General features: G+C 40.5%; 13 protein-coding genes. 9 read left to right on the forward strand and 4 right to left on the reverse strand.

The features are described from left to right. Positions 1–56 precede the first annotated feature (56 nt). On the forward strand, positions 57–2,060 hold the full coding sequence (locus HCZ11_RS06625; RefSeq protein WP_167657969.1) for a winged helix-turn-helix domain-containing protein: 2,004 nt from the start codon (positions 57–59) through the stop codon (positions 2,058–2,060). A gap of 13 nt (positions 2,061–2,073) precedes the next feature. Here HCZ11_RS06625 and HCZ11_RS06630 read toward each other — a convergent pair whose 3' ends face one another. Continuing rightward, positions 2,074–2,913, reverse strand: a complete 840-nt coding sequence (locus tag HCZ11_RS06630) for a LysR family transcriptional regulator (RefSeq protein WP_167657970.1) — start codon at positions 2,911–2,913, stop codon at positions 2,074–2,076. A gap of 101 nt (positions 2,914–3,014) precedes the next feature. Between HCZ11_RS06630 and HCZ11_RS06635 the strand changes: the two genes are divergently transcribed. The 8 genes from HCZ11_RS06635 (at position 3,015) to HCZ11_RS06670 (ending at position 14,635) form a co-directional block, all read left to right on the forward strand. Next, positions 3,015–3,665 carry a glutathione S-transferase family protein gene (locus tag HCZ11_RS06635; protein WP_167657971.1) on the forward strand — a complete coding sequence of 217 codons (651 nt, stop codon included), beginning with the start codon at positions 3,015–3,017 and terminating at the stop codon, positions 3,663–3,665. A 175-nt stretch (positions 3,666–3,840) separates the two neighbouring features. Then, positions 3,841–5,004: a GGDEF domain-containing protein gene (locus HCZ11_RS06640; RefSeq protein ID WP_167657972.1), complete on the forward strand. Its 1,164-nt coding sequence runs from the start codon at positions 3,841–3,843 to the stop codon at positions 5,002–5,004. A gap of 108 nt (positions 5,005–5,112) precedes the next feature. Then, the gene (locus tag HCZ11_RS06645) at positions 5,113–7,554 is read left to right on the forward strand and encodes an HD-GYP domain-containing protein (RefSeq protein WP_167657973.1); all 2,442 of its coding nucleotides are present in this window, start codon (positions 5,113–5,115) and stop codon (positions 7,552–7,554) included. A 121-nt stretch (positions 7,555–7,675) separates the two neighbouring features. After that, complete coding sequence (locus HCZ11_RS06650; RefSeq protein ID WP_167657974.1) at positions 7,676–10,852, forward strand: HD domain-containing phosphohydrolase; 3,177 nt, start codon at positions 7,676–7,678, stop codon at positions 10,850–10,852. A 90-nt stretch (positions 10,853–10,942) separates the two neighbouring features. Next, positions 10,943–11,512 carry an elongation factor P hydroxylase gene (locus HCZ11_RS06655; RefSeq protein ID WP_130051991.1) on the forward strand — a complete coding sequence of 190 codons (570 nt, stop codon included), beginning with the start codon at positions 10,943–10,945 and terminating at the stop codon, positions 11,510–11,512. Beyond that, positions 11,502–12,644, forward strand: coding sequence for an ATP-NAD kinase family protein (locus HCZ11_RS06660; RefSeq protein WP_167657975.1), 1,143 nt, complete (start codon positions 11,502–11,504; stop codon positions 12,642–12,644). Before HCZ11_RS06655 ends, HCZ11_RS06660 begins: the two co-directional genes overlap by 11 nt. A gap of 2 nt (positions 12,645–12,646) precedes the next feature. After that, positions 12,647–12,925, forward strand: a complete 279-nt coding sequence (locus tag HCZ11_RS06665) for a YfcL family protein (RefSeq protein WP_130051989.1) — start codon at positions 12,647–12,649, stop codon at positions 12,923–12,925. 150 nt (positions 12,926–13,075) lie between these two features. Then, positions 13,076–14,635, forward strand: a complete 1,560-nt coding sequence (locus HCZ11_RS06670; RefSeq protein ID WP_130051988.1) for an AbgT family transporter — start codon at positions 13,076–13,078, stop codon at positions 14,633–14,635. A 169-nt stretch (positions 14,636–14,804) separates the two neighbouring features. Here HCZ11_RS06670 and HCZ11_RS06675 read toward each other — a convergent pair whose 3' ends face one another. From HCZ11_RS06675 to HCZ11_RS06685, 3 genes are all read right to left on the reverse strand, one after another. Next, entirely contained in the window at positions 14,805–16,625 is a 1,821-nt protein-coding gene (locus HCZ11_RS06675) for a DEAD/DEAH box helicase (protein WP_130051987.1), read from the reverse strand. A 147-nt stretch (positions 16,626–16,772) separates the two neighbouring features. Next, positions 16,773–17,036 carry a GrxA family glutaredoxin gene (locus HCZ11_RS06680; RefSeq protein WP_054553185.1) on the reverse strand — a complete coding sequence of 88 codons (264 nt, stop codon included), beginning with the start codon at positions 17,034–17,036 and terminating at the stop codon, positions 16,773–16,775. 116 nt (positions 17,037–17,152) lie between these two features. Then, positions 17,153–17,611 carry a TlpA disulfide reductase family protein gene (locus HCZ11_RS06685; protein ID WP_254869096.1) on the reverse strand — a complete coding sequence of 153 codons (459 nt, stop codon included), beginning with the start codon at positions 17,609–17,611 and terminating at the stop codon, positions 17,153–17,155. Positions 17,612–17,790: the final 179 nt, after the last annotated feature.

Consider the following 17,790-nt stretch of genomic DNA (forward strand, 5'->3'; position numbering starts at 1 on the left):
AGTTTCTCTTAAGAAAACCTTAATCTTTGATTCGTAAATATTTATTGGAGAAGTAAGTGGCGCGTTATCGAATCGGCAAGTTTGCAATTGATGAGAGTCGATGTTTAATTTCATCGCAAGATTATAAGCAAATAGTCGAGCCAAAGGTCATGGATGTATTACATACCCTTTATTTAAATAAAGGTGAAGTTGTAAGCCAAGAAGTAATCTTTGCAAAAGTGTGGCCTAATGCTACCTATAACCCCAGTTCGGTACAGCGTTGTATAGCATTGCTACGAAAAGCACTCCAAGAAGATGCCAAGAACCCACAGTTTATAATTACACACCCTAAGCGCGGTTATAGCCTTGAGAAAGTAACACAGGGGCCAGGCAAAAAATTAAAAGCGCAACATGTTCTGTTGCTGTTTGTTTTACTAGTTAGCTTTATTGCTATTGCGTGGCAACTAGTGCCTAAACAACAAGATACTGCTCACTTTACTCAGTTGATGCCACTCACTTCGAGTGAACTAAATGAAGCTAATTTGTCACTTTCACATAGTGGTAAGTACCTTGCTTTTGTTCGAGGTAATAAAGGAAGTCAGCAGATTTGGATTAAAGAGCTTGCGACTGAGCGAGAGGTGAGGCTGACTGAAGATGCTGCAAGCTACTACGCTTTGGGGTGGTCGACCTCCGATAATGCGATTGCATTTGTGAAAAGTACAGAGCAGAAACAACATCTAAACACTATAAGCATTGATTTATCTAAATTTCAGCCATTAGAACAAGCGACTGTGAGTGTTTTTAATGACACCGTTTTAACCAGTCACCACATCGATTGGCATGTTGATAAGCTGCTCTATTACATAGAAAAAGATAAACTAAACAACGATACTCGACTCGTTTCACTTAACTTAGAATCTAAACAAAAGACACAGTTACTAGCTGCTACACAGCAAGATTGGTTGCTCGTTAATGCGTTATCGAAAGATGGTAGTAAAGTCGCGATGGGGATTGAGGCTGGGCAAAATAAATACCGTATTGATGTACTCGACCTTGCCAGTAAAAAAATACAAACTATTGCTATCATAGAAAACGGTATTCAAGGGTTAAGTTGGCACCCGAATAATCAAGCGCTATTAATTAGCCAACGAAATCAGCTTGTAAATCTAGATCTTGATGGTGAGCTTCAGTTAATTTCATTTAATAATTATCAAATAATTCGTGATGCACAGTACACACCAGACGCTGAAGCCATTTTGATGGAGTTAGTGAATGTTGATGTAGATATTGTTAGCCAAACACGGGCCAACCCTGACAAATTGACTAAACTCGTTGATACCTCATCAATCGACTTTCTACCCGTGTTTTCGCCAGACTCAACGAAATTTGTTTTTGAGTCTCATCGTTTTGGATTAAAACAATTATTTTTATACGATAGTGGCAAGCAAACGCGCATTTTTGCTAACCCTGATAACCATGAGTTATTTGGCATTGTTTGGAGCCAAGACGCACGGCTGGTTTACACCGCAAGTAAAGATACACTGTTTAAAATTGATTTAAACAGTGGCACTTATGAAACAATACCTCATGGAAATCACTCTTTTTATTTGAGAGAAATGTATCACAATGAAGACGCGATTTTAGTTTCGTATCGAGCAGAGGATGGACAGACGTTTCATCCAGCAAAATTCGATTTAACAAGCTTAACGTTGACACCATTCACAGGCTCAGGGAAACGTTTAAGCTGTTATGGTATGGATTTAGATGAGCAAGATCAGATCTACTTCTCAAATAGCAATGAAGTGTTTCGAGTTAATACCCGTGGAGATATAGAAACTGTTTGGCAAGCAGCTAGCAATGACATTATTGGTATATCTGTTAGTAACCAGCAATTAGCAGTAACAATGGAGCATGCAGATACAATTAATTTCCAGCGTATCGATTTGGCAACTGCTGAAACAGAAAGTTGGCAGTTAACACAACCTAAGCAACATATGTTGATCAACAGTGCTCATGATTTAAAAGAGTTTTTATATCTTACAGAACCTTATAGAACTCGTAAGTTAGTAAAACTTCAGTAGCTTGATATGTTCTTTACGTCTTAATCAACTCCACAAGCTGCTTAAGCTGTTCATGATTGAGTGGATTGTGGGCATGATTACCGTACAACAGTACGATATCAATCATAGGCAGTACTGGTAACGAATTATCGCTGATTTCTTCCAAACCTTTTTGCATGCTTATTCGCGCCATGCTGCCGATTGCCAACCCTTGTTCAATTAAGCCATGTAATGCACCTGCTGATCCACAGCAGGCAATAATATTAAAACGACGCTCGGTTTTTAAGAGACCTTCAATACTGGCTTGGTGAAACTTACAGTCTCGTTGAAACAGGGCAATAGGAAGTGGGGTTGAATCTTCAATCTCAAAAGCGGGGCTTTTCACCCATACGCCTTGGCTTGATTGCAATAAGTAACCTTCTTCGCTGTCTGGTGAGCGAGTGGCAACAACTAAATCGAGCATACCTTGGTCTAGTTTGGCTCTAAGCTCAGAACTTGGGGCGCAGCTTATCTGTATATCTAAGGCATCAAACTGTTGGTGTAGGGCACAAACAAGCTGTGGTAGCAAAGAGTGGACATAGTCGTCAGGACAGCCGATGCGCACACGTAAATTGCAAGTACCTGCTTTTAATTGTTTAAAGGCTTCATCATGAAGGGCTATCAGTTGCTTCGCATAACTTGCTAGCTGGTGGCCTTGATGGGTTAGCACCAGCTGACGACCTTGCTTTTCAAATAGTGAACTTGCGAGGTCCTGTTCAAGCTTTTTCATTTGCATACTTACCGCAGATTGGGTTCTAGAAATTTGCGCTGCAGCACGGGTGAAACTACCTGTATCGACGAAGGCGCAAAATGTTCTAAGGGCATCAATATCCATAATGTATCAGCTTTTCTTATAGGTACTATAAAAACAATTGGCGAGTAATTGCCCAATTGCTGTTTTATAGTGAGCCTAATCTAAACGTTAAAGGAAGTACAATGCAATTATTTATTGGCAATAAAAACTACTCAACTTGGTCATTGCGAGCGTGGTATTTACTAAGTAAATTCAATGTTTCTTTTAAAGAGCAACAATTGGTTTTAGATACGCCTGAATTTTATGAAGCATTAAAAAATAAGTTTCCCGTGCAAAAAGTACCGGCACTTATTGATGCTGAGTTAACCGTGTGGGACTCACTCGCTATTTGTGAATACATCAATGATGCTTATCTAAATGGTGCCGCTTGGCCTAGTGAAATAGCCCAAAGAGCAAAAGCGCGCAGTCTAGCTGCCGAGATGCACTCTGGTTTTGCTGCACTTCGTAATGAAATGCCAATGAATATTCGTGCTAAAAGGCATGTTGAATTATCAGAACAAGCTAAAAAAGATATCGCTCGTATCGATGAGATATTTTCTTCTCAGCAACAAAGTTATCCTAATATGTGGTTATTTGGCGATTTCTCTATTGTTGATGCGATGTTCGCACCTGTAGTACTTCGTTTTAAAACGTATCAAGTTGAGCTATCGTGTGCTGCACAAACTTATTGCCAGCATCTACTTGCTTGCCCGGTTATCAAAATCTGGATTAGCGAAGCTCTTAAGGAAACAGATATCGTTGACTGTGATGAAGCAGGTGAGGAAATTAACTAGCCGATATTGAGAATTTCTAACTATTAATTTTATTGCCTATTATACTTTTGCGTGGGATTTTTTGGCATATTTTTATACAAAAATACTAGTTCAATTAATGAGCACACACACTATACTAGAGTAGTTGCTCTTTAATCGAACATCCCACATTTCCTTTCGTAGTAGGCATTTATTTATGGGCGCTTTTGCAGCAAAATTATTAAATCAAGATATGACAATTGAGCGCTATGCCTGTCAATTTAAGTCGCTTGAGGTAGAGCATGTCTTTTTACAAAGTAAATTCGGTCAAGATAAAAAAATAGCGCAATTTTTGTGCTGTACAATTGCATTAGTCACTGCGCTTGTAACCTTCTTCGATAAGATGATTATACAGGCTTCATTTTGGCCAGAAACCGCTTTAATCGGCCGAGCTATTATGGTCTCAGTTTGTATTCTTAGTGCTTTTGCTCTGAATTATATTAAAAGCATCCAGTCATTTCGTTTGGTGATATCTGTGTTTATGCTGTTTTTATTTTTGAACATGCAATTTATGGCTATCACTTATGAGCGTTTCTATATTTTGCATATGTTTTTTGATGTGATCATCTTGATCACATTTTATTTCTCGACCTTGGTTTCAATTAAGTTATCGGTATTTTTAAGTATTTCATATAGTGCTCTTGCTATCTCTGTTATCTATTTCAGTAAAGAAATATCTAACCACTCTTTTTACATGGTGGTTTTAGCGCATGTGGCAGCAAACTTAGCAGGTATGATCATGGCTGCTCATGAACATATTATCCGTAGAGAACTTTTTGTAAGGAACACCCAGCTTGCTCAGCTTGCCCATGAGATGAAAAGCCAAGCCCTTAAAGATGCCCTTACTCAGTTACCTAACCGTCGTGCTTTTGATAATGCCTATGAAGAATATCAGCGGATGGTTAAACAGCAGCAAGGTGAGTCCAAGCAAGTATGTGTTATTTTAGCTGATATTGATTACTTCAAACGTGTTAACGATACCCATGGTCACGAGGTAGGTGATGTTGTATTGCAGCGTTTTTCTGCTTTTTTAACTGACTCATTACGTTCCTCTGATGATGTATATCGATTTGGCGGTGAAGAATTTGTTATTGTGCTACCACTATGCTCAGTGTCAGATGCAACTGTTATTATTAATACTATGATCGCAAGGATGAATAGTGAAATGTGCGAGGTTGGTGAGTTATCTTTAGCAATACGTGCAAGTTTTGGCTTAACCGTAATGAAAGAAGAGGAGCAAAAGTCAGTTATCTCCAGAGCTGATGCTGCACTTTATCAGGCTAAAGATGCAGGACGGAATCAATTAGTTATTAAATTTTAATAGCCTAAATATAAGTCAAAATATGTACCTTATGCTCGTTTAAGTATAATCTTTATACATTCTTTTCTATTAATTTAATCTGAATTATTAGCAAGCAAGGAGTCGCGAATGCTAACACGCCAGGCGGAAGGCTATAAAATTTCAATTAGGGCAAGTGTATTGCTGGTTTTTGCCCTTGCTAGCTTACTCACCGGTATCGTGGCGATAAGTTTGCATTATTACTTTAGTGAAAAGTTATTACTGCAATCTAAATCAGAACAGTTCAAACAAACTAGTCAGCAAATAGCCGATCACATAACAAGAATCAATCAGCGTGCTGATAATACCTTAAGCGTGATGATCCACGACACTAGGCTATTATCAGAGAGCCAAAATAACAAAGAAATTTTACAGCAAGTGCTGATCGAAATTTTAACGCGTCATCCTGACTTTTATTCGCTAATTCTTGGTCATGCTAATGGTGACTTATTACAGGTTATTAATTTAAAAGGGTATGCAAAGCTTCCCCCATCAATCCAGCTCGATGAAGACGATCATTGGTTAGTGTATCAAATTTCTGGGCAGGGGGAGGAGCGTAAGCATGTAACCACGTATTTAGATGAGTCGTTGGTCATTCGTAAAAGAGACACCCAAACTACGGATTACGACCCACGGAATAGAGTTTGGTTTCTGGATGCAACGAGTGACTCTGTAACGAAAACCGAGCAGTATGTGTTTAAAGTACTTGAGGTACCAGGTTACACCTATGCAATAAAGTCAGCGCAAACAGGCGATGTATTAGCGATTGATATAGCCAGTGCAAGTTTGAATCACTTTTTAACCGACCAACAATCTAAAATGAAGCACCTTGTTGAAAGCGAAATGTATGTTTATCGGGGGAATGGTGAAATTATTGCAAGCAGTAAAAATCAAAGTCATCAGCATAGTTTTGCTGACCTATCTAAGTTAGTTAAATTGGATGAACAAAAATCAGGGCTTGCTAACAAAGAACATCAATTCGGCAAAATGTTAAATGTGCATGAAAAGGGCATAGAAAAATACATGTTTGTACTGCCGCTGCCGCTTAGTAGCGATATGCAATCAGATGAAGTTGATTATTTCACGGTGCTGGTATCTAAAGATGACGTGCTGGCGGTTATAAGAGATAAAATTCGTATTTCAATTTTAGTGACTGGTTTATTTTTAATTTTGCTGCTGCCAGTCTCTTGGTTTTTTGCCTCTTCAATCGTCAACCCGATTCTCAAATTAGTAGGTGAAAATAAAAAAATTCAGCAGCGAGATTATAATGAAGTTTCAACACTCTCTAGCCACATTTTAGAAATCCATTATTTGGCAAGTTCGATGGTGGATATGAGTCGCTCTATTGAGCAACATGAAAACTCACAAAAAGCCCTGATGGAGTCATTTGTAGAGCTTATCGCCCAAGCGATTGATGACAAATCACCATATACGGCAGGGCACTGTGAGCGGGTCCCTGAGCTGGGTATTTGGCTTGCTGATGCTGCGTCAGACTCAAAAAATGAGGCGTTTTCTGAGTTCAGCTTTAAAACGTCTGATGAACGACGAGAGTTTCGCTTAGCTGCGTGGTTGCACGACTGTGGTAAAATTACTACGCCTGAGCATATCGTTGATAAAGGCACTAAGCTTGAAACCATTTATAACCGTATTCATGAAGTACGTACTCGATTTGAGGTGCTGCTACGTGATGCAAAAATTACTTATTATGAGCAGTTATTAGCCCATCCTGAGCAGCAATCTGTGCTTAAGCAAACGCTTGACCAACGAACCAAAAAGTTACATGCAGACTTTAGCTTTATTGCTGCCTGTAATGTTGGTGGTGAGTTTATGGATGAAGCGCAGCTGTCTCGTTTACATGAGGTTGCTAGCATTAAGTGGCAGCGCCATTTTGACGCAAGTTTAGGTTTATCGCCCCTTGAAGAAATGCGTATGGCTGATTTGAAGAATCAGCATTTACCTGTCGAAGAGTCACTCCTGAGCGATAAGCTAAGTGATTTAATTCCACACGAAAAAGCCGTTGAGTACCCAGAAAGTTTGGGCATTAATATGGCGATTCCGGAGTATAAATATAACCTTGGCGAAGTGTATAACTTGTCGGTGGCGCGGGGCACGCTTACAGCGGAAGACCGGTTTAAGATCAATGAGCATGTGATCAGTACAATTCGTATGCTTGGTAGTGTGCCATTCCCGAAAGAATTAGCTAAAGTTCCGCGTTATGCATCAACCCACCACGAAACCTTAAAAGGGACTGGCTACCCACGAAAATTAACCGCGGAACAATTATCAATACCTGAACGTGTGTTAGTACTTGCTGATATCTTCGAAGCATTAACCGCGGCAGACCGCCCATATAAAAAAGCCAAACCTTTGAGTGTTGCTATTGATATTTTAGCGAAAATGGTTGATGACGATCATATTGACCGTGACGTATTTGAGCTCTTTTTAACTTCCGGCATTTACCTAAAATATGCAAAACAGTTTTTACATGAGTCGCAAATTGATTCTGTCAATTTAACAAAATATCTAAGGTAATTATTTGCTTATGCTTTAGGATAAAATTGCAGAGTTTTGTTTGTAATACAAAATTATTGGTGTATAAAAGATATACAAGCTAATATTACTAACGAACAAAGCATTGCAAGGAGATGCATAAGTGCTGGTATCTGCTTTTCAAAAACTTAAATCGAGAATTCGTTTTTCGATTCGCCTTACCGTTGTTGCCGTGTTCGTTTTAGCAACTTCACTAACAGCTCTCATTGCAATTAGTCTGCAATATTATTTCAGCGAAAAAATGGCTATAGAGGCCAGTGTCAAAAACTTTAATTTAGCCACAGGCTCAGTGGTTGATTACCTTGCAAGGGTGAATGAAAAGTCAGAAAACACGCTAAGTGTAATGGTTCAAAATAGTAGCTTGATCAGTGCCAATAGCGAAGATAAAAGTGAGCTGAGAAATGTCATGAGTGAAATCATGCAGCTCAATCCATTGTTTTATGCGTTGTATGTAGGCTATGAAAATGGTGACTTTTATGAATTAATTAATTTAGAAAGCAGTGAAATAGTGCGTCAGCAGTTGCAGGCCATTGAAGCAGACCGTTGGGTGGTGATCCACATTAGCGGTGAAGGGGCAGAGCGTGTTCAGCATACTCATTATTTTGACCAGCAATTTAATTTACGTATCTCGCAAACCAAAGGCACCAGCTATGATCCGCGAGAGCGCTTGTGGTTTAAGCAAGCAAACTCAACACGCGTGAAAAAAACAAAGCCATATTTCTTTACTCACCTGCAAGCACCTGGGCAAACCTACTCAATAAAGTCAGCAAATGAAAATAGTGTGTTGGCGTTAGACGTTAGCTTGTCGAGTATTTCTGAATATTTGAGTCAACAGCAAAGTAAAATGAGCAGCCAGTATTTAAGTGAGCTGTACATTTACAATAAAGAAGGTGAAATTGTTGCCTCTAACCAACAAAAAAATAGCTTACTTTTGCCAAGGCTTGAAAAACTTCCCTTAACAGAACAGCAGCAAAGTGTATTGGCGAAGTACCCTTATTTGAGCGTTTCTAACGAAACTAATTGGCCACCAATGGACTTTAGTGTCGGCGGTAACCCGAAAGGCTATAGTATTGATTATATTAATGCCTTGGCTGAGTTGCTCGGAATTAAGGTAACTTTTATTAACGGTTTTACATGGACTGAGTTTTTAACTCAATTTGCAAAAGATGAAATAGATATTGTACAGCCTATTTTTAAAACCCCAGCAAATGAGTCGCTCGGTCTTATGAGCCAAACAATGGCAACTTTGCCGTTCAGTATCATTACTGCAAAAGGTTCAACACCGGTCGTTAGCATGAAGCAGTTAGCGGGTAAACAGTTAGCAATTGGTGAAGGCTGGTCGGTAATTAAAGTGATTAAAGAGCACTTTCCTGATATCGACATTGTTGAGCTGCCAAGTACCAAAGCGGTGCTCGATGCGGTAAGCCAAGGACGTGTGTATGCAGGGTTAGATAACGAAGCAGTGTTCAAATACACTCAAAATCAGTTTTTTATTGAAGGGATTCAATATAATCAGCTTGATAGTTATAGTCATGATCTCCTACCAGATACTCTGCATTTATTGTTTCATCCTGATGATGCAGAGCTAAAAGATTTAATTAATATGGCGATAGAGCAGCTCCCAAATTCGTATATTGCAGCACTAGAGCGTAAATGGTTAGGGAGCGATCCTAGTCAGCAATCACAAGTGATTGGCACAGTGCCATACCCTGAATTTCTTACTCTAATTACAGATCGGGCAAACTTCGCCCATTTACGTTTAATGACTCTAAATGGCGTTGAGAAGTACGTGTATATTACCCCTGTTTCAGAAGGGGGAAGCAATAGCGATTACTTAGCGATAGTGGTGCCCAAAGAGGGCGTATTGAGCTCTACCCGTGAAAAAATTAAGCTGTCTATTTTTATCACCGCGGCCTGTTTGATTATGGTACTGCCTGTATCATGGTTTTTTGCCTCACCAATTGTTTCGCCAATTAAGACCTTAGAGGGTGAAAATTTAAAAATTAAACACCGTCAGTTTGATCAGGTTTCAACGCTTAAAAGCAGTATTAAAGAAATCAATAATTTAGCCAACTCCATGGTGCAAATGAGCCAATCAATTCAGCAGCATGAGCAAAAGCAAAAAGCCTTAATGGAGTCATTTATTGAGCTTATAGCTCAGGCTATCGATGATAAGTCTCCTTATACAGCAGGACATTGTGAACGGGTACCTGAACTTGGGATCATGCTGGCCAAAGCAGCTTCAAACTCAAATGAGGATGCGTTTAAACAGTTTGCGTTTAAAAATAAAGACGAACTAAGGGAATTTAGCCTCGCAGCTTGGTTACATGACTGCGGCAAAATCACTACTCCAGAGCATATCGTAGACAAGGGCACAAAGTTAGAAACTATTTATAACCGTATCCACGAATTGAGAACGCGTTTTGAGGTACTTTGGCGGGATGCAGAAATTGCTTATCTAAAAGACGTGCTAGTGTCACCTGAAAAGCAACCAGAGCTTGAGGCTGAACTTATTAAACGCCAAGCAGAGTTACGTAGTGATTTTTCGTTTATAGCAGCCTGTAATGTTGGCGGTGAGTTTATGGATGAAGCAAGCCTTGGACGTTTAGAGGCGCTTAGCAACATCACTTGGCAGCGAAATTTTGATGATAAAATAGGCCTTTCGCCAGTTGAAGAGTTAAGGGTTCAAAGCAATGATGAGCAATTGCCTGTCACTGAAAAGCTACTTTCAGATAAGCCTGAGCATTTGATTGCCCACGATAAACCTATACAGTATGACGAGCGTTTAGGGATAAAAGTAACCATTCCAGAATACAAGTATAATCTTGGCGAACTGTATAACTTACAAATTCAGCGCGGTACTTTAACAAACGAAGATCGATTTAAAATTAATGAGCATATTATCAGTACTATTCGGATGCTAGATAACGTCCCATTTCCTGATGAATTAGCCCGTGTGCCGCGTTATGCCTCGACCCATCACGAAACATTAAAAGGCACGGGTTATCCCCGTAAATTGTCTGCAGATGATTTATCGATACCTGAGCGTGTGTTAGTGCTGGCCGATATATTTGAAGCATTGACCGCAGCCGATAGACCTTATAAAAAAGCCAAACCATTGAGTGTTGCGATTGATATTTTAGCGAAGATGGTTGCCGATCAACATGTAGATCAAGATGTGTTCAAATTGTTCTTAACGTCAGGTATCTATCTTGAGTATGCAAAACGCTATTTAAATCCAGATCAAATCGATGATGTAGATATTGCGAAATACCTGTGATTGGAAGCGCTTGCTTTTACTTTAGAGGGAAAAGTCCGTACAATTCGCCTCGTTTTTAGTGACGCTTTTAACGAGATAAATTCAAGCCGTATGCATCAGATTGCTGACTTAATCGCTATTTTTGAAAACACCTTTTATCAAAGCCATAATACGCGTTTGATAAAGGGTGATGATGAACCTATATACCTGCCTGCTGATGAGCAAACGTCTTATCATCAAATTGTGTTTGCCCACGGTTTTTATGCCAGTGCCTTACATGAGATTGCTCACTGGTTAGTTGCTGGAGAGGCACGTAGATTAAAAGAAGATTATGGCTATTGGTATTGTCCTGATGGTCGTGATAAACACCAACAAGCTGAATTTGAAGCGGTTGAAGTAAAGCCTCAAGCTATTGAATGGGCGCTAAGTACAGCAGCTGGTTTCGATTTTAATGTATCGGTTGATAATTTAAATGGTGAACAAACCTGTCGATTTGATTTTCAGGCTCGGGTTCACCAGCAAGTGTTGAGTTTTTTAGCAACAGGTTTTAATCAGCGCACTACAGCACTCCTCAAAGCATTGAGCGATTTTTATAATACCCCATGGCCATTAACGGCTACACAGTTTTCATGGCAGCGCGATTTTCAAAGCAACCCAGGAGCTTTATCTGATGCAGTTTAAATTAGGTTTGATTGTAAATCCGGTTGCCGGCTTAGGTGGCAGTGTGGCACTGAAGGGAAGTGATGGCGCAGATACCGCTGCAAGGGCGATGCAACTTGGCGCAGAGCCAAAAGCAAACTTACGCACCCGAGCAGCTCTTGAAGTTCTGCTTGCACATCAAGGCGACTTAACCATTTACACAGTAGACGGTGAAATGGGCGAGCAGACGGCGCGCCAGCTTGGTTTTAAAACTCAAGTGATTTACCAAACAAATGAAATCACCACCCCCGATGACACTGAGCAGGCTGCTAAGTTATTAGTTGAGCAAGGTGTCGACCTTATTTTATTTGCTGGTGGTGATGGTACTGCACGTAATATTTGTCATGCGGTTGGTGATAGCACCCCTGTGTTAGGTATTCCTGCAGGCTGTAAAATACATTCTGGCGTTTACGCTATTACCCCTAAAGCAGCAGGTCGCGTTGTCGAGATGCTAGTCAAAGGTGAACTCGTCAGCCTTGGCGATGCCGATGTTATGGATATCGATGAAGATGCATTTCGTGAAGGTACAGTAAAAGCTAAGCGCTATGGTGAAATGCAAGTTCCGAGTGAAGTGCGATATGTGCAAGCAGTTAAAAATGGCGGTAAAGAAACTAATGAATTAGTGCTTGCTGACATTGCTGCCTATGTTGTCAGTGAAATGGACGAAGACTGCTTATATGTAATGGGCAGTGGTTCAACCGTAGCTGCAATAATGGAAGAGATGGGTCTTGAAAATACCTTATTAGGTGTTGATTTAGTAGCAGACCAAGAGCTAGTTGCGCAGGATTTAACTGCACAGCAATTACTTGAGCTCACACAAGGTAAAGATACTAAGTTGGTGATCACCTTAATTGGTGGACAAGGGCATATATTCGGCCGAGGAAATCAACAATTGAGTCCTGCACTTATCCGTGCGATTGGTCGCGACAACATTATTGTAGTGGCAACGAAAACTAAATTACAGGCCTTAAATGGCCGACCACTGATTGCCGATACAGGTGATAGTGAGTTAGACGATGAATTAAGTGGTTATATTCGCGTAACCACAGGTTTTAATGACCATATTATGTATGCAGTGGGTCATCAAGATGGGCTGCACCCAGAGGAGAAGTAACAATGATTTTAGTAAGTTATATTGATGCAGCGCAGCAATATTTTGATGATTTAGTCGATAAAGCAACTGACGACGAGCTATTTGCTGGTGGCTATTTGCGTGGTCACTTTGACTTAGCGGTAGGCTACGCACAAGTAGAAGAATTAAATTTATCGATTGATGAGCTTAATAATCAAGTTGAATCAAGTCTGGTTAAAGCTTATCGCAATGGTGAGCTAAACGAAGAAGATAAAGAGCTCGTTGTGCGCCTTTGGGATGAGGTTAAAGCACTAGCGGTTTAGTTGAGTATTAAAATGAGTACTGTAAAGCGACCTGTGTCGCTTTTTTTACATCAAGTGGTTACCTTTATTAGGGAATTCTATTAACTTAAAATTTACCTTAGAACTTAGATACGTTAAGGTTAACGAGATATTTTTCCAGGGAATTTGAAAATGAATAACAATAATGATGTGCAGGCACCAAGTGGTGCAATCGCACGTTTTCTGAATACGATTGAAAGGGTGGGCAACAAGCTCCCTGATCCTGCTATTATCTTCTTAGTCGCAATGCTGCTTATTTGGTTCTTATCTTGGCTCTTCTCGGGCACCACATTTGATGCAATCGACCCGCGAACAGGCGAAGCCATAGTTGTAAATAATCTATTAGCAGGGGATTCCCTTGCTACTTTCTTGTCTTCGATGGTGAAAACTTTTACCAGTTTTGCGCCACTTGGCGTGGTGCTTGTTGCCATGTTAGGTGTTGGTGTTGCTGAGCACTCTGGCTTTATCAACACTGGCCTTAAATTAATGCTAAAAGTAACACCTAAGCAGCTTTTAACACCCTCTATTATCTTAGTGGCGATTGTCAGCCATACGGCAACTGATGCCGGTTATGTATTAGTCATCCCTCTGGCTGGGGTCATTTTTTATGCTATGGGTCGTCATCCGCTTGCTGGTATTGCTGCGGCGTTTGCTGGGGTAAGTGGTGGCTTTAGCGCAAACTTTATTCCGTCAGGGATTGATCCGTTACTGCAAAGCTTTACCCAAAGTGCAGCACAAATTATTAATCCTGATATGGCGATTAATCCGCTTAATAACTGGTTTTTCACCTCTGCTTCAAGCTTATTTATTATCTTATTAGGCTGGTATATCACAGATAAAATTATCGAGCCGCGCTTACAAAACACGCCACTTGATGGTGATACCGAAGATTTACCTGCTTTTGATGAAGCGCGCAGTGATGAAAAACGTGCATTCTATATCGCAAGCACAGTGATGATTGTTGGCCTTGTATTACTTTGGTTTGTCTCTGCTCCAGCTGACTCAGCAATGCGAAGTAGTGATGGTTCTTTAACTAATTTCCGCTCACCGTTAATGCAATCAATTGTTCCACTTATATTCTTACTGTTTTGGATCCCAGGTGCAGTTTACGGTTTTGTAGTTGGTACATTCAAAAGTTCTAAAGATATGATCGATGCCATGAGTAAAGCCATGAGCGGTATGGCTTACTACATTGTTATGGCGTTCTTCTGCGCGTTATTTATTGCCGCATTTAGTAAATCAAATCTAGGTGCATTACTTGCTATTGAAGGTGCACAGCTACTTAAAGCGATGGCATTACCAAGTTCGGTGACTGTGGTAGGTATTATCTTCTTAACGGCGTTTGTGAATCTATTTGTAGGTTCAAGTTCAGCAAAATGGGCGCTGTTAGGGCCAATCTTTGTACCAATGCTGATGCAACTAGGTATTTCACCTGATTTGACTCAAGCTGCGTACCGTGTAGGTGACTCAAGCTCTAATATCATTACCCCACTGATGCCATACTTCCCACTGGTTGTGGTGTACTGCCAGAAGTATGTTAAAGGCACAGGTATTGGTACGTTAATCGCCATGATGTTGCCGTATTCAATCGCCTTCTTAATCGGTTGGAGTATCTTCTTACTCGCGTACTGGGGCTTAGGCATCCCACTTGGCCTACAATCAAGCTACGCATACCCAGCCATTGGCTCATAACGATTTAAGTAACAAAGCCTCAGCCATCCAGCTGAGGCTTTAAAAACTTTAGGCTGATAGCCTAACTTCAGACACAAAAAAACCTTGTCACTCTCATGACAAGGTTTTTTATTGCTTACAGCTTACAGCTTACAGCTTACAGCTTACAGCTTACAGCTTACAGCTTTGACTAGTTCGCAGTGAAGCTCACTGGGCGACGCTCTTTACGTGGGCCGCCACGTTTTTCACCACGATCTTTGTCTTTGAAGCTACGCTTTTTGTCACCACGATCACCGCTTGGGCGTTCAGAGCGAGGAGCCGCAGGACCTTGGTCTTGCGTTAGCGTCATATTCATCGGACGTTTACAGATGAACACCTTTTGGAAGTGATCAAGCACATCTTTTGGCATGTTCTGTGGTAACTGTACCGTACTGTGACTGTCGTGTAAGCGGATATCACCAATGAATTTGCTTGAGATATCAGCTTCGTTAGCAATCGCACCAACGATATTTTTAACTTGTACACCGTGCTCACGACCAACTTCGATACGGTAAGTATCCATAGGGCCCATGCTGCGGCTATTGCGCTCACGTGGCTCGCGAGGTTTACGCTCACGTCCTTGACGGTCGCCACGCTCAGCACGATCACCTCGTTCGTTACGACGACGCTCGTTACGTTCGCCACGCGGTTGAACTTTAACTTCTTCAACCTTGATTGGTGATTGTTGCTGCGCTAAACAAAGTAATGCACCGGCTAAATCTTCAGCACTTAGCTCAAGCTTTTCTGCCATGTCAGCAGCTACTTGGTTAAAGAAAGTGATATCTTTGTTTTCAAGAGCAATAGTTAATTTGTCTTGAAGAGCTTTAATACGTTTTTCTTCAACTACTTTTGCTGTTGGTAAATCAACTTGTGCGATCTCTGACTTCGTATGACGAATGATATTTTTAAGTAAATAACGCTCGTTATGTTTTACGAAAAGAATCGCTTTACCTGTACGACCCGCACGACCAGTACGACCAATACGGTGAACGTAGGCTTCTGAGTCTTGTGGAATATCGTAGTTGATTACTAAGCTTAAACGGTCTACATCAAGACCACGTGCAGCAACGTCTGTTGCAATAACGATATCAACTAGGCCGTTTTTCAAACGGTCTACTGTTCGCTCACGTGCTTGTTGGTTCATATCACCATTAAGTGGTGCGGCAGAGAAACCTTCGCGCTCAAGTAATTCAGCTAACTGTACAGTGTCGTTACGTGTACGTACGAAAACAATTGCACCATCGTATTGTTCAGCTTCTAAGAAGCGAACGATAGCTTTGTTTTTGTGTACATGTGCATTCCAAAATACTTGCTCAACAGTAGATACAGTTGAGTTACGAGCAGAGATATGAACTTGCTCAGGCTCATTCATGTACTTGCTGCTGATATTTTGAATTTGCTTAGGCATGGTCGCAGAGAAAAGACATGTTTGCTTTTCACGTGGCGTTTTCTCCATGATGCTTTCTACATCATCAATGAAGCCCATGCGTAACATTTCGTCTGCTTCATCAAGAACAAGGGCTTGTAAGCTCTCAAACTTGATTGTGCCACGGTTAATGTGGTCAATTAAGCGACCTGGCGTTGCAACAATGATTTGCGCGCCACGACGAAGTGCACTTAGTTGGATGCTGTAGCTTTGGCCACCATAAAGGGCTAAAACTTCAACACCACGAGTATGCTTAGCATATTGTTCGAATGCCTCAGCTACTTGGATCGCAAGTTCACGCGTAGGCGTTAAAACAAGGATCTGTGGCTGCTTCACAGACGGGTCAATATTATTTAGTAACGGCAGTGCAAATGCTGCTGTTTTACCTGTACCCGTTTGCGCTAGTCCCAGTACGTCCTTTCTTTCTAGCAATAACGGTATACATTGAGCTTGGATTTCAGATGGAGTCTTGTAACCCAACTCTTCAACTGCTTTAAGGATTGCAGGAGAAAGATTTAGAGATTCAAACGTGACTGGTTCTGACATTAATACGCCTCAACGAATTTAAAGAGGCGCGCATTGTATAGGAAATACGAGGCAATTGCTTGTATAAATTACAACTAATTTGTATGTGGTTGATGTTGGTCATAATTTAATCAGTTTGAGTTTGCCAAAATCAACCACGTTTACAATTTATTGATATAACCCTAAATTTTCTTTAGCGTATGCTTCGAATTCAGTGAAGCCACCAATGTGAGCTTGGTCAATAAAAATCTGTGGTACAGTTGGGCAAGGTTTGCCAGCAGACTGCTCTAGATCTGCTTTGCTGATGCCTTCTTTGATTATGTCGATATAACGATATTTAAAATCGTCACGCTCATTTGCAAGTTTTTCAGCAACATCTTTTGCACGAACACAGTATGGGCAGCCTTCACGGCCAAAAATTACAGTTAACATATCGCTCTCCTCGATGTGAATGTGTTTATCTAGTTGTTATCTTAACGAATAAAATGAATAAAAACAGCGCATAAAATCGATTGTACTATTCTGTTTTTCTCATCATAGTAATTTAGCTAATCAAGTGTCCGCATCCTAAGACCAAGTTCTGTTGAGTAACCCATAGAGTGAGCAGTAATAGCCAACTGTTCATCAATGACATAATAAGTTGGATAGGCACTTATTTTATAATCTTGACCCGTACTTTTACTGCCAAGTAACACAGGCATGGTCAGTTCCAGTGAATCGGTAAACTGTGTAACTTCAGCAATGTTTTGGTAATCGAGGGCAATTGCTATGGCATTTAACTTACCTTGCTGATGGGACTTTTCTAAATTTGGCATGCTGTAGCGACAAATTGAGCACCAAGGCGCAAAGAAATACACCACTGTTTGCTTTCCTTGTAATTGTGCGATGGTCATCCGCTCTGTCGGGTCATTTAGCGTGGCTAAATTAAAATAGGGGGCAGGAGTTTTATCAGTTGAGAGTAAATTACGTTGCTGAAATGCGGTCACGGCATACACAACGACAGCCATTAACACCACATTTTTTAGCACACTGATAAATTTTTTTAAAAAAGTTGGATTTTTTTTCATTGTTATTTTGTACGTGTTTAGCCCTTTAAAATCAACTTATTCAGACCCGTTTGCGATGGTATAAATTTCATTTAATTTAAAAAAGTTGTAATTTTTTTTGCTAAAAATCTTGAAAAGAT

This window comes from Pseudoalteromonas sp. HF66 (genome assembly GCF_011806445.1).
GTDB lineage: Bacteria > Pseudomonadota > Gammaproteobacteria > Enterobacterales > Alteromonadaceae > Pseudoalteromonas > Pseudoalteromonas apostichopi.

Coding starts and splice junctions, on each gene's coding strand:
- HCZ11_RS06635 (WP_167657971.1), top strand. CDS start 3,015: ATGCAATTATTTATTGGCAATAAAAACTACTCAACTTGGTCATTGCGA.
- HCZ11_RS06655 (WP_130051991.1), top strand. CDS start 10,943: ATGCATCAGATTGCTGACTTAATCGCTATTTTTGAAAACACCTTTTAT.
- HCZ11_RS06645 (WP_167657973.1), top strand. CDS start 5,113: ATGCTAACACGCCAGGCGGAAGGCTATAAAATTTCAATTAGGGCAAGT.
- HCZ11_RS06630 (WP_167657970.1), bottom strand. CDS start 2,913: ATGGATATTGATGCCCTTAGAACATTTTGCGCCTTCGTCGATACAGGT.
- HCZ11_RS06675 (WP_130051987.1), bottom strand. CDS start 16,625: ATGTCAGAACCAGTCACGTTTGAATCTCTAAATCTTTCTCCTGCAATC.
- HCZ11_RS06640 (WP_167657972.1), top strand. CDS start 3,841: ATGGGCGCTTTTGCAGCAAAATTATTAAATCAAGATATGACAATTGAG.
- HCZ11_RS06680 (WP_054553185.1), bottom strand. CDS start 17,036: ATGTTAACTGTAATTTTTGGCCGTGAAGGCTGCCCATACTGTGTTCGT.
- HCZ11_RS06660 (WP_167657975.1), top strand. CDS start 11,502: ATGCAGTTTAAATTAGGTTTGATTGTAAATCCGGTTGCCGGCTTAGGT.
- HCZ11_RS06685 (WP_254869096.1), bottom strand. CDS start 17,611: ATGGCTGTCGTTGTGTATGCCGTGACCGCATTTCAGCAACGTAATTTA.
- HCZ11_RS06665 (WP_130051989.1), top strand. CDS start 12,647: ATGATTTTAGTAAGTTATATTGATGCAGCGCAGCAATATTTTGATGAT.
- HCZ11_RS06670 (WP_130051988.1), top strand. CDS start 13,076: ATGAATAACAATAATGATGTGCAGGCACCAAGTGGTGCAATCGCACGT.